Origin of the sequence: Legionella drancourtii LLAP12, from assembly GCF_000162755.2 — a bacterium.
GTDB lineage: Bacteria > Pseudomonadota > Gammaproteobacteria > Legionellales > Legionellaceae > Legionella > Legionella drancourtii.
This window is the reverse complement of the sequence record NZ_JH413849.1, coordinates 83,900-97,756: the sequence shown is the minus strand read 5'-3', so window position 1 is coordinate 97,756 and position 13,857 is coordinate 83,900. Positions and strand designations below refer to the sequence as shown.

Genomic DNA, 13,857 nt, shown 5'->3' with positions numbered 1-13,857 from the left:
CCGACAGGACAAAAGAAATTTTTTGAGTTATCTTAATCCTGGCTTAATGCCCAGACTTAATGGCAGCTCATCAGCCATAGCAGTCCCTAAGTTTTTGGTTACCCGATCAAACAGATTCTGTTTATGCGTGTAATCAATCATCGAATCAATTTTAATCACATCACGAGCTAACTGACCGCTGCTCGCAAAACCATCAATTAATCCTAAAGGTAAAGCTTGTTCTCCGGTCCATATAAGTCCAGAAAAGGTATCATTATCGCTGTGCAAACGAGAACCTCGTCCATCTTTTACTTTATTGATAAATTGTTCATGGACTATATCAAGCATGACTTGTAGCTTTTGCTTTTGAGAATCACTATCAGGTGAAAATGGATCTAAAAAGCCTTTATTAGCCCCGGCAGTCTGCAATCGACGCGTAACGCCAATTTTATTTATTGCATCAACAAAACCAAAGCCACTATAAATAACACCAATAGAACCAACCATACTCGCTGGACTTGCATAAATATCATCAGCAGCAACAGCAACGTAATAGGCTGCAGAGGCACATAAGTCCACACACACTGAATATACTTTAATCTCAGGATGCTTCGCTCGGTAATATTTAATTGTGTTATACATGTATTCTGCTTGTACAGGGCTTCCGCCTGGACTATTAATACGCACAACCACCGCTTTTAATCCTGAATTTTTATAGGCGGATTCCATTCCTTTAGCAAAATCATCTGCATTAGCTGGCTTGGCATCAAATATTTCACCACTTAGATCGATTAATCCCACATGAGGCTTCGTATTTGAACCCGATTCATCAACCCCCCCGCCAAAGAATTGATAGGCAGCAAAACCGATGATTAACAAATAAATAACTCGTATTAACCAACGCCATCTACGCTTTCTTTTTTGTTCTTTTATATAATCTATAATAATCTGATTAAGCAAAGCTTGCGAATCCGGATTAGAATTAGAAGAAAGTTCATTAGTCATATTGGCCACTTGAAATAATTAAATTAAACCCCATTCTACGGTAGATAAGAGCGAATTAACACCCATAAAATAAGGTCACAAATTATGAGAATGGATAAACTGACATCGAAGTTTCAAATGGCTTTAGCGGATGCTCAATCTATGGCGCTGGGAAGAGATAATAACTTTATTGAGCCCGAGCACTTAATGAAAGCGCTGCTGGATCAACAAGGCGGTAGTAGCCGTCCCCTGCTGAGCAAAGCTGGAGTTAATATTCCTTTATTAAGAACGCTTTTAGACCAGGCATTGGACAAACTCCCCAAGGTTTCTGGAGTTGGTGGTGACGTTCATATTTCTAATTCATTAAATCGACTCTTAAACCTCACCGATAAACTTGCACAGCAAAAAAAGGATAATTTCATTTCCAGCGAGTTATTTGTTTTGGCTGCAGTTAATGAAGAAGGTGGTTCTCTTGCCCGCTTGTTAAAACAAGCAGGAGGAGAAACAAAAGCAATTGGAAAAGCAATTGATGATTTACGTGGCGGTGAAAACGTAAATGATGCGAATGCCGAAGAACAACGTCAAGCGCTGGAAAAATATACTTTAGATTTAACGGAACGTGCCGAACAAGGCAAATTAGATCCAGTTATTGGTCGCGACGATGAAATTCGCCGCACTATTCAAGTGTTGCAACGACGAACTAAGAATAACCCGGTATTAATTGGTGAACCCGGTGTCGGTAAAACGGCAATTGTTGAAGGTTTGGCGCAAAGGATCATTAATGGTGAAGTTCCTGAAGGCTTAAAAAGCAAGCGCTTACTTTCTCTAGATATGGGCGCATTAATTGCAGGCGCCAAATTTCGCGGTGAATTTGAAGAGCGGCTAAAAGCGGTACTTAATGATTTAGCAAAACAAGAAGGCCAAATTATTCTTTTTATCGATGAAATTCATACGATGGTTGGAGCCGGTAAAGCCGAGGGAGCTATGGACGCAGGAAACATGTTAAAACCTGCCTTGGCGCGCGGCGAATTACATTGTATTGGTGCAACCACATTGGATGAATACCGCCAATACATTGAAAAAGATGCTGCCTTAGAACGCCGTTTCCAGAAGGTTTTAGTTAATGAGCCTAGTGTTGAAGACACCATTGCGATTCTACGTGGTTTAAAAGAACGTTATGAAGTCCATCATGGTGTGGAAATCACGGACCCAGCAATCGTTGCGGCAGCGACGTTATCCCACCGTTACATTAGTGACCGCCAATTACCCGACAAAGCAATTGATTTGATTGACGAGGCCGGTAGTCTGATTCGCATGGAAATCGATTCGAAACCGGAGAGTATGGATAAACTGGAACGTCGTTTAATTCAATTAAAAAATTGAACGCGAGGCTCTTAAAAAAGAACATGATGAAGCCTCTAAGAAAAGATTGGAGGACTTGCAGCATAGCATTAATGAACTAGAGCAAAACTATTCTGATTTAGAGGAAGTTTGGAAAGCAGAAAAAGCCACCATGCAAGGAGCAACGCAAATTAAAGAAGCTCTGGAGCAAGCCAAACAAGAAATGGAAACAGCAAGACGCGCCGGCGATCTTAGTCGCATGTCTGAATTACAGTATGGACGTATTCCCGAACTGGAAAAACGTCTGTCCCAAGTTGCTATTGGTGAAGAGCATGAAAATAAATTAGTCCGTAATAAAGTAACTGAGGATGAAATTGCCGAAGTCGTCTCTAAATGGACAGGCATACCTGTGGCCAAAATGATGGAAGGTGAGAAAGAAAAACTTCTGAAAATGGAAGAAGTACTCCACAACCGTCTCATTGGTCAAAATGAAGCGATTGATGCCGTATCCAACGCCATTCGCCGTTCGCGAGCCGGTTTATCCGATCCCAATCGTCCTATAGGCTCCTTTTTATTTCTTGGCCCAACAGGTGTAGGTAAAACTGAATTATGTAAAGCCTTAGCCGCCTACCTCTTTGATACTGAAGAGGCGATGATTCGTATTGATATGTCTGAATTTATGGAAAAACACTCTGTTGCACGCTTAATTGGTGCACCTCCTGGGTATGTAGGTTATGAAGAAGGCGGTTATTTAACTGAGGCCGTAAGACGTAGACCCTACTCCGTAATCTTGCTGGATGAGGTTGAAAAAGCACATACTGATGTGTTCAATATTCTCTTGCAAGTAATGGATGATGGACGCCTAACTGATGGCCAAGGACGTACCGTTGATTTTCGCAATACCATTATTGTGATGACATCGAACTTAGGCTCTCATGTCATTCAAGAAATGGGGACGAAAGTTAGTTACGAGGAAGTTAAAGCGGCGGTAATGGAGCTGGTAGGCCAGCATTTCAGACCTGAATTCATTAACCGCATCGATGATACGGTGGTTTTTCACTCTTTGGCAAAAGAACAAATTGCCAAAATTGCCAATATACAAATCGAGTACTTGCACAAACGCCTTAAACAACAAGATATTGATCTTGATGTGACTCCCGAAGCATTAGTACATTTGGCAGAGGCTGGGTTTGATCCTGTATATGGGGCAAGACCATTAAAACGGACTATTCAACAACAACTTGAAAATCCACTAGCTCAAGCAATATTAGCAGGGAAATTTAAATCTGGAGAAACCATAAAAGTCGGTTACAAAGAAGGATTAATGCAATTTACTGTTAAATAAAAAGTATCCCTCAATTTCTACGTCCTGCAAATTACTCGCAGGACGCAGAGAACCTTAGACCAACGACAGGATAATGGGACTGTATGGGTCTTTTTCTTTATTCTCGACTGCTTTTGCCTTAGACTCTCTTTGCTTTTTAGCTAACTCTAAATTCGATGCCAATTGCGTCACGGCTGTAACCATATTCCCCCTTCCATTGAAAAATTCACAATTCAAAATTGGAGACGGTACTTTGTTAACATATAAAAGTAAACGCTGGATACAAACCAGCTCTTCTTCGGCATTTAATTCACCATCTAATCCTAAGGCCGTTTTCATTTGCCCTAGTAATCGTTCATCTACTTTGTCGCCATTATGAGCTAATAAAGAATATCCGCCACACAGAAGGCAACGATTTCGATTAATATTATCTTGAAACATTTGCGCTATAAGCTTCGGATAGCCTTCTAACGTATCAAGATCAACATTAAAAAGTAAAGCCAGAGTTTGCTCTTTAATAGATTCTAATAATAGTGTTTTATTCTCAATAGCAGTAACTTCCTTTTTATCTTTAATGTTGGCTTTATTAGGGAGGCTGTCAATTTTTCCTTTAATATAATTATTAAGATGATTCAAGACCAAATCCTCATTGAGCTGCTTAAACTCTTTATGAGCTTTACTTAGGCTTTGACTCCATTCGCTTACTTCTTTTTCAAGCAGTATTCGCGACTCCTCAAGTCGCATGGCTAAGGTTTCCATAAAATAAATTGCTCTAAACTGTTGCAGCTCATACGCCCCCTTCTTAGAATGCTCTTTAATCAAAGAGTCCAAATTTCTCTCAAAATTTGCATCTGTAGACAAATGAGGGTAAGTCTTATATTTCTTGTCCTCAATCACCTTATCGGACTTCGCTTCTTTGATAGAAACAGTCTTCAGCATATTTTGCTGAAATACAGTTAATGAAGTTACAATAGTAACCTCATCAAGAGGTCGTTTATCTAATTGCAGTGCATTTTTAATGGCAATGTATAATCTACAATCGTTTACATTCCATAATGTTTTTTGGAAATAGGAAAAAGGATTAAAAGAAGATTCATTATAATTTCTATATTGAATTTCTATTCGATAAAATCGATGGATTAGTCCTCCTAATAAAAATAAAGTAGCGTGTTTCATCTCAGGAACGCTGTCTTCAATAAAAACTCGAAGCTCCGTAGTTAATAGACTAAGGGCATCGCGCTCACTCTCTTTATCGGTAGTACACTGAATTATTTCTTTATTTACCCGTGCGATGAGCACCTCAAGACTATTTTGTTGTGAAGGGGAAGAATCATCACCTAAATTATCAAGTACAGAAAATCGTCCTAGTAAATTAGAATAAGATGTATTTAATTTTTCACTAATATTTTTTATCGTATCATCATAATTATTAAAGAAATACATACAACCTCCTATTGATTCATCCCTTATTTCCTATAGAACATATTATTCCCTTATAAATATCGCTGTACGATGATGGCGCGCTCGAAAACGACATTTTAGATGCAGTATAAATATCTAATTGGATTTTTTTATCTAATTTAATGATTAACGTAGGGTTAAGGCCCTTTTTGTCATTGTAAAACACATAAGAACAATATTTGCTTAATGAATCTAAACACAGTTTATATTTTTCTTGACCTATATTCTCAAGAGCAGATAGTTTTAAATCATCTCGAAATAAATTCAATAAAGCGCCATACCAATAGCTACTGATAGCGGTGTTATATTTAAACCATTTTAGTAAATATATTCCAATAAGAACTTGCTCTTTAAATACATCAAGATCTTCGATTACCCCCTCAAAATAATCCTTTAGATCCCCATCATATTGTGGATCTAAACTAAAAGCTAACTCAGCCACAATAGCTGCATCATTCATCATTGCATCATCGCCTGGTATTAGCATTGTAAAAAAAGTTGCACAGCCAGCATACCCTGCATAGGCTTTTAATAAACGCTTTGATATATTTTTTGCCTTGAGTTGAAGTTCGTCAAATATTGTCATTACTTATCTCCCCTAAGTATTGACCCGCAAACTGCAACGCGTCGTTCCCTAAATTGATGTATCTATTTTTTTATAACAACCCCTAAAAAATATTGCAACTATTAATTTAACTAATTGAGCATAAAAAGGATTGATCGTTCTTTTATAATTTTTACTAAAGAGAAACCGAGAAAAACCAGGCAGTCCCTCTCCTATTTTCAGAAGAGGGTAAAAAATTATGCGTTATTTCGTAACAATTTTATTCGCCATAACGCGCATCAATGGAGTGTATTAATTGTTGATGAATACCATTAAACCCTCTATTACTCATTACCAGTACTGCATCGCCGTCTTGAACCTGACTCGCAACTTCGTTCGCAATTTCATCGGTATCTTTACAAATTTGATAAGGACAAGTCCAATTATTCACGGTTTCTTTGAGATTAAAATCATTTGGCTCCAGAATATATGCACCATTAACTGGAGCCAAAGCTTCGGCCATCTCAGCAGCATGTATACCAGTGCGCATGGTATACGAGGCAAACTCCAAAACAGCAAAAATACGTCGATGTCTATTGCTTCGCTTTAGCGCATCAATTGTCCGTGTGATAGCGGTAGGATGATGCGCAAAATCATCATAAACTGTGATGCCATGTTTATTCGATTTCACCTCTAAACGACGTTTTACAGGGGTAAAACGTTCTAAGGCTTCTGCGGCAACTTTAGGGCTTACCCCGGCATTCACACTGGCTGCAATCGCCGCTAAACCATTTTCCACATTAAAACGGCCGATCAATGACCAATGTACTTCTGCAATCTCTTCACCATAATGTAGTACTTTAAATGCAGAACCATTATCTTCAATAAACGTTACGGACCATTGAGCGTCCCCGGCTAAAGCAATTTCTTCAATTCGCGAATATTGACCACGAGCAATGACTTCATTTAATGCCTTATCATCACGAGGTTTAATGGCAACACCGCTTGCAGGAATGGTTCTCAATAAATAATGGAATTGCATCTGAATCGCTTCTAAGTTAGGGTAAATATCAGCATGATCAAATTCTAGATTATTTAAAATAGCAATTCTTGGGCGGTAATGCATAAATTTCGGGCGTTTATCAAAAAATGCACTATCATATTCATCGGCTTCAATTACAAACCATTTGCCACCACCTAAACGGGCACTGGTTTTAAAATCAGAGGACACACCACCGATTAAAAATCCTGGATTTAATCCGGCTTGATCCAAAATCCAAGAGACCATAGATGTAGTTGTCGTTTTGCCATGAGTTCCAGAAATGGCAATGACCTGATATTTAGAGAGAATATTTTCTGCAAGCCATTGAGGCCCTGAAGTATAACTTTTACCCGCCTCAATCACTGCTTCAAGAACCGGCATTCCTCTTTTAATTGCATTGCCAACAATCACCACATCCGCTTTTAATGCCAAACTGGCATCTTCATAGCCATCAGTCCAGGAAATTCCCTTGGCAGTGAGTAAATCACTAATTGGTGGATAACAATTTGCATCACTTCCCGTCACTGTATAACCTAAGTCACGCGCAAGTAGCGCTAATGCGCTCATAAAAGTGCCACTTATTCCTAAAATATGTAAATGCATAATTCACTCATTGTAATGAAGAAACAGTTAAAATATTGACCGCAATTAAACCAAAAGCAGCAAGTACCGATTGAATGGGCGTTGTATTCAGCGCATATTTATAAATATGCGCTGTAATCACAAATTGCCAAACAGATAAACCAATGCTTAGGAATAAATAAAGGACGCCCAAAAATAATAATAACGGATTTTTTAAATGGATTTGTGATAAGTATGGAGCAAGGAATAACAAAGGTGCAACCAAAATATGGATGATAATACTTGTATAAAATAGTGCAGTTACCGTTTGTACCAACCTTGATGCCAGCCCTCTTAAAAATAAAATAATATAGGTGTATAAAACATAAGAAAGAATCAAACAAGCTGCCACAAACAAATTATTGCCCATATCAATGGTGGAGGTAAAATAAGAAAAATTCCATTCAATCACCATTATTAAAGCTAAAAAAACACCACTCAAAAAAACTCGAATAATGGAATAAGGTGTGTTTTCAGGACTTTCTTTTAATAAACATATATCCCAGTAACGCTCCAATACAAGACGGATCATATAAACCTTCATTTTTTTATAGGTAACCCGCGAATTTAGTAATTTCTCAATAAATCTGCGGGAATCACGTTATCCCGAACAACGTGAACGATCTCCTGATGCTGACACAGTGTCATTTTTTGAAGATCCTTCACGTTGTTCGGGATGACGTTTCCCTAACTTATTAAGACGTTACCGAATTTATTTTTAATTTTAACCACTGGTTACCTCTTTGTTCCTTATTCTTAATAGTGTAGTCTAATCTTGATTAGATTGAATTTTTATTGCCCCTTGCCCCACGGGAATGGTGTTATTTTTTTTCTTAATAATGCTCAGTTGTTGTACCACTGGCTGACTCCATGGCCCTGAAATTTTGTAACTGTAAGCCGAAATTTTTTGCATACCTTGATTAATAATTTTAGTCGCTACCCATGTAGCTACGCCCGCAACAGGCCCCCCCGCGATCGTGGCAACAATGGGTAAACTTGCCGTGATATGTGGCGATATCTTCAAATTCAAATCATAAATGTGTTTTACCAAATCAAGATCACCTTTCATACTTGCATAAGCAACAGGCCCATCTAGGTAGCTGTCTTGCGTGCTCATGATGCCTTTATTTATATCAAAGTTTCCTTGAAACACATCAAAACTATACCCTTGGTGTGCTAAATCACTAAAATCAAGCTGTAAACGTCTAGGAATAGTTTGTAAACTTAAAATACTTAATAACTTACCTAGATCTAGTTTTTCTTCCGTTTCATGGCTTAAATGCGTGATTCTGCCATTTTTAAGCTGTAAATACATAGCACCATTTAAAGAGGCCATTGAAAAATTATATAAACTCTTATTCCATCCACCTTTAAACTCGACATACCCCTTTTTTGCATCCACAACAGGATTAAAACTCCAGCGTTCAAGAGTTTTGGATAAATTAGTGATGTCTAATTTCACATGAACGCTGGTTTTATTTACATTCTTTTTTTGGGTCCATTCGCCATTAATATTAAAATGATACACAGGCGAATCAATTCGACAATAATTCAGGGCCCAGCGCTCCGCTGTAGATTGACTTTTAAACGTCACATCACCAATTTGTACCTGCCCTACAGACACATTATCAACACGCAAATTAAGATTAGGAATTTGATCTGGGTGTACTTTAGCTGATGACTCAGAAGAAGAATCAAGCTGATCCATATCTATTTTAGCTAAATGCAAGCGTTGAATATGCCCACTCAATTCATTAGTTGCCATATGATACAGTAAATCACCAACAATATTTTTTTGCTTCAAACTAAACGACCAACTCTTATTAGGCAATAATTTTGCTTTAACAACCATTGCATCAAATTGTTGTTTCATAAAACTTAATTTATCCAACGTAACATTAATTATTCTTAATCGGCTCATTAACGTGCTATTTGTTGGCGCAGTAGAAAATTGGGTATATATATCCTTCCATTCACTTAAATCAAACCCCTTTAATGAACCAACTACCGCTAAGCCTGGTAATTTCTGATTAACAGCATTTGCACTACCTAATCGTATTTGTCCTGAATCAAAATCAAACACACCATTCGTTGTCTTAAACAAAAGGTCGGAGCTAACACGATTATCATAATTAGACTTTAAGTGAATTGATTTATCAGGATTCAAATCAAGATTAACTTTTAATGAGGCTTTATCTTGACGTTTTTTACCTAAAGGCGCCGGTAAATTAACAGTCAATCCATACAATGAGGAATTAAAATTAATGCTGTCGGCTTCAGTAGGTTTGTTGGCTAATTTTAAGATAGCATTCACCGGAAATGAGCCTTTCATTAACGAAAAAATAGCTAAATTAAACTTACTTCTTAAGGAATCAACGGTCCACGTCCCATCAACACTAATAGTTGTAGCTGGTTTAGGAGCTTTAACCGATTGTATTTTAATATTCAAAGGATGATCTAATGCGGTTGCGACTAAAGAGCTGTCATTAACACCATCCTCATTAAAGAATAACTCGCCACTTACCTCTTCAAGGGTAAATTTAACGAACTCATGCTTAACCACAATTGAATTATTTTTAAAAGTTAAATCACCTTTAGCCAATACTGTATCGTTTTCAGGATATAAAGGAACTTCCAAATTTAAACTTAACTGTGCTGCTCCTTTTATCGACAATTGCTTTAAAAGAGTTAGTCTTGCTTGTAAGGGCGAAGCCATGACATAGTTCACCATTTTTTGCACGGGTGCGTAAATGCTCCCACTAATAAGCAGATTTTCTTTATTTTTGCCTATATCATCAATACGCAAGTTCATCTGTTTTACCGGAACACCTTGAAAATCAGCATTCAAGATATCTATATTCAAATTACGATTTTTAAGATGAATATTTCCCTCGATTTCCTTAATGATTTTCCATTTGGGATTGATGAATAACTCCCCCCCACTCGCATGGCTGGTAATAGTAAATTCACCATTATGATCATCAAAAGGAAAATCTTTGACTAATCCATTTAATGTGATTTTTCCACTTAGATTCTTAATACGTTTCAGATCAGTTGTTAACCAATGATACAATTTGGGCTTCATATTTTTCTTTGGTAGGAATGCGGTCCATTGCTGTATATTTTTACCAGAAAACTCAGCACCAAGACGAATAGTGCCGACAGATTGCCGTGTGACCTGATCGATTGCTCCTTGTGCACTCAAAGTTAAATCGGGCTTACTTAAAACAAAACGGTCCATGCTTATGCGCAAACCATCATTTAACTCTTTCCAATCAAATGAACCATTAAGCAAGGTTAAATTTTGCGCAGGATAACCTTTTACAGCGATCGTGGTATTTTCTGAATCCAATTCTAAACGCCCTTCATCTGGTTGCCAATTGACAACCCCGGAAAGATTTTTTACCGCAGGAATATTCTTTTTAGTATCTCCATTCCAGCTTATTTGCTCAAAACGTGTAAGAACGTAAGTAATTTCATTTTTCTGTGTCCATATGTTCGTTGTATTTACCAATGATTGGTCTGCCGTAACATCCCCATTAGTTGCAACAGCCGACGGCAGCAATGGAACCAGTGGAATACTGAAAGAATCATCACTTGCCTTCATTAAAACCTGCGTATCCTGTAACACCCCCCGCGGTTTCATTTGCAATATCGCTTGAATGCTTTGAGGCCAGTTAATCGCATCTGACAATAAAGATTCTATAATGAGTGTTTTAACAAAAAATTGATAACTTTGTTGTTCATTATTGTAGGTCACTATGATTTTATTGTCAGGCCAACTCAAACCAGCAACACGCAATTGAATGTTATCCCCATGCAATTGCCATCCTGTACTATTTGGTTTCCAGGATAAATTAGCAAAAAAAGATTGAATCAATTGGCTGTGTTGATTATTAAGTAAACGCCATGCTAATCGTTCTAATTTAATCTGAGCCTGTACTGATGCTATAGTCCCTTGATGAATATCCATCCAGAGTTGAATATCACCTTTCCCTCCCTCCAGATGCTCAGTAGCTTTAGGAAATAAACTTTGCCATTGAGCAGGCATTACATTTTGAGCAGAAAAATAAAATTTCCCGTCAATGTCTTCAAAATGATCAGCGTCAAAATACCCATCACCCAACAATTGAAAATCAGTACTGTTGGTTTGTTCGAGTCGGGCATTCCCTTTTAACTTATAATGTCCGCCATTATTCAAAATTGAGACATTAAGTCCATCCACAGGAATAATGCCTCCATCACTAAAATAAAAATGCGCAGAAACCCGTTTGATAATTAAACGCTCTTGTTGAGATAACCAAATTAGAATTTGTTTTGACTTTTCAGGTGTCATATCTTCAGCATTAATAGTATCCGTACTAATACCATCAATAGTCCAATGCCCCTGTTTTTCTCTCAGTGTTAAATGCATATCGTCAATATACAAAACACCAGATTTTATCTGCCAATTCCATAACGACTTAAATAAATTGATACCAACTAATAACTTATTTAAACGAAATACATTTTTTGAATCATCACCCAACGTCACTTGTTTTAATTTAAGAACAGGTTGAAACCAGTACCAACCGGTTTCCATGGTTTGAATAGTTACTGGTTGCCCCAGAAGTAAAGACAGATGCTGTTCGACATCACCTTTATATTGTTTTGCCCAAGGAGTTAGAGAACGAAAAATACTGGAAAAAACCGCCATAAGAATAATGAGGACAGCTACGGTCATCCATAATTTTTTAAATACCTTCTTCACTGTATCCGCTTTAATTACTCATTAATTTTATTACTATACCACTGCTTTTGTGCATACTCATCATTTTCTTTCTGTTCCATACGCTGCAATTTAAATTGTTGGCTTTTTTTAACACGTTCGATTAATAAATTGACACCTTTCTCAGAAGTTTTTGCCTGTTTGTACGTAAATTCAGCTTTTGCACGTATTTTAGCCAAATATGCTAAGTGGCCATTCATCTGTACTAATGCCGTATCAAGATGAGTAATAAAATCAATGCGATTGCGCAAACGCCCAACATAAGTTCCTTTTTCACCTAGAGATTCTAATTGTTGTAAATAGTCTTGGCGATAACCGATTAATTGCTCATGCTTTAATTTATTCTTTTTAAACTGTTCTTGTGCATTTAACAGCTGTTGGTACGCGGTTTTTGTTATTTCTTTTTTTATTTCCAACAATTGCATCAAGCGGTCCAATCGCTGATTCATTAATTAACTCCTAAATGATGATGCTAACTGGGATAATAAACTCACACTGTCATTGTAATTAAACTGTTCATTCATTCCCTGTTCCATGTATTTTCTAATTTTATCCCTTGCCAGAATGGCCTTATCTAAATTAGGATCGGAACCTTTGACGTAGGCCCCCAACAAGATAAAATCCTTATTTTTTTCATAAAGAGATAAGTATTTTTTAAACAATAACATATCATTCATTTGCTGCTCAGGTACCACTGTTTGCATCACCCGACTGATCGATGCCTCCAAATCAATAGCCGGGTATTGTCCTTCTTCAGCTAACGATCGACTTAAAACAATATGGCCATCCAAAATAGCACGTGCAGCATCAGCAATAGGATCTTGTAAGTCATCACCTTCAGTTAAAACCGTATAAAATGCCGTAATTGAACCACTTCCAAGCGCGCCATTACCTGCGCGCTCAACAAGTTTAGGCAGTTTTGCAAATACAGAAGGCGGATAGCCTTTGGTCGCCGGGGCTTCACCAATAGATAAAGCTATCTCACGTTGCGCTTGTGCAAAACGGGTTAAAGAATCCATCAACAATAGGACATGTTTACCCTGATCACGAAAATACTCAGCGATGCTGGTCGCAACTTTAGCACCATGCAATCGTCTTAACGGACTTTCATCTGCAGGCGCTGCAACCACTACGGCTCGTTTTAAACCTTCTTCGCCTAAACTGCATTCGATAAACTCTTTAACCTCACGTCCACGCTCACCGATTAAGCCAACAACAACCACGTCTGCTTTGGTAAAACGAGTCATCATACCCAAGAGGACTGATTTACCCACACCACTCCCTGCAAATAATCCAATACGTTGGCCGCGACCAATCGTGATTAAACCATTAATTGCTCGGATTCCTACGTCTAAATAAGTATCTATTGCGGCTCTTTTTAAAGGATTTATCGCGGCGCATTCTAATGGGTAGGTTTCGCTAAGCTCAATGGGGGGGCCATCATCAATAAGAGTGCCTGAACCATTAACAATTCGTCCTAATAAAGACCATCCTATTTCGACCTGAGCAACTCGCCCTGTTGGTGTAATAATCATGCCCGGTGCAAGACCTTGGATATTACCTATAGACATTAAATAAACACGTTCATTGCCAAAACCAACGACTTCCGCCTCAATAGAATGGGATTCATTAACATTAATAAAGCAATGAGCGCCGACGGCTTGATTAAACCCTTGGGCCTCCAAAGTAAGACCTACAGCGCGACTGACACGACCACAATGCAATAATCCAGAATGCTCTTCAACACGCATTTCTGACATGATTTTAATTAATCGAGACTCATAAATACTCAT

The 13,857-nt window shown here is 37.9% G+C and carries 8 protein-coding genes and 1 pseudogene; 1 reads left to right on the top strand and 8 read right to left on the bottom strand.

What is annotated here, in order from left to right; genetic code table 11:
* Positions 1-27: 27 nt before the first annotated feature.
* Positions 28-984: a S49 family peptidase gene (locus LDG_RS17355; RefSeq protein WP_006872773.1), complete on the bottom strand. Its 957-nt coding sequence runs from the start codon at positions 982-984 to the stop codon at positions 28-30.
* Positions 985-1,068: 84 nt separating this feature from the next.
* On the opposite strand from LDG_RS17355, the pseudogene clpB reads away from it, so the two are divergent.
* Positions 1,069-3,649: pseudogene (gene clpB / locus LDG_RS17350) on the top strand (ATP-dependent chaperone ClpB).
* Between the two features lie 54 nt (positions 3,650-3,703).
* Here the strand turns inward: clpB and LDG_RS17345 are convergent.
* The 7 genes from LDG_RS17345 to fliI form a co-directional block, all read right to left on the bottom strand.
* Entirely contained in the window at positions 3,704-5,071 is a 1,368-nt protein-coding gene (locus LDG_RS17345) for a hypothetical protein (RefSeq protein ID WP_006872770.1), read from the bottom strand.
* A gap of 16 nt (positions 5,072-5,087) precedes the next feature.
* Complete coding sequence (locus LDG_RS17340) at positions 5,088-5,675, bottom strand: hypothetical protein (RefSeq protein WP_006872769.1); 588 nt, start codon at positions 5,673-5,675, stop codon at positions 5,088-5,090.
* Between the two features lie 238 nt (positions 5,676-5,913).
* Positions 5,914-7,278: a UDP-N-acetylmuramate:L-alanyl-gamma-D-glutamyl-meso-diaminopimelate ligase gene (gene mpl, locus LDG_RS17335; RefSeq protein ID WP_006872768.1), complete on the bottom strand. Its 1,365-nt coding sequence runs from the start codon at positions 7,276-7,278 to the stop codon at positions 5,914-5,916.
* Between the two features lie 7 nt (positions 7,279-7,285).
* A complete protein-coding gene (locus LDG_RS17330; RefSeq protein WP_006872767.1) occupies positions 7,286-7,828 on the bottom strand; it encodes a hypothetical protein in 543 nt (180 codons plus the stop codon).
* A gap of 237 nt (positions 7,829-8,065) precedes the next feature.
* Positions 8,066-12,019 (bottom strand): YhdP family protein, encoded by a 3,954-nt coding sequence (locus LDG_RS17325; RefSeq protein ID WP_050805596.1) that lies wholly within the window; start codon positions 12,017-12,019, stop codon positions 8,066-8,068.
* A 41-nt stretch (positions 12,020-12,060) separates the two neighbouring features.
* Entirely contained in the window at positions 12,061-12,513 is a 453-nt protein-coding gene (gene fliJ, locus LDG_RS17320; RefSeq protein WP_006872765.1) for a flagellar export protein FliJ, read from the bottom strand.
* Between the two features lie 3 nt (positions 12,514-12,516).
* On the bottom strand, positions 12,517-13,857 hold the full coding sequence (gene fliI, locus LDG_RS17315) for a flagellar protein export ATPase FliI (protein WP_006872764.1): 1,341 nt from the start codon (positions 13,855-13,857) through the stop codon (positions 12,517-12,519).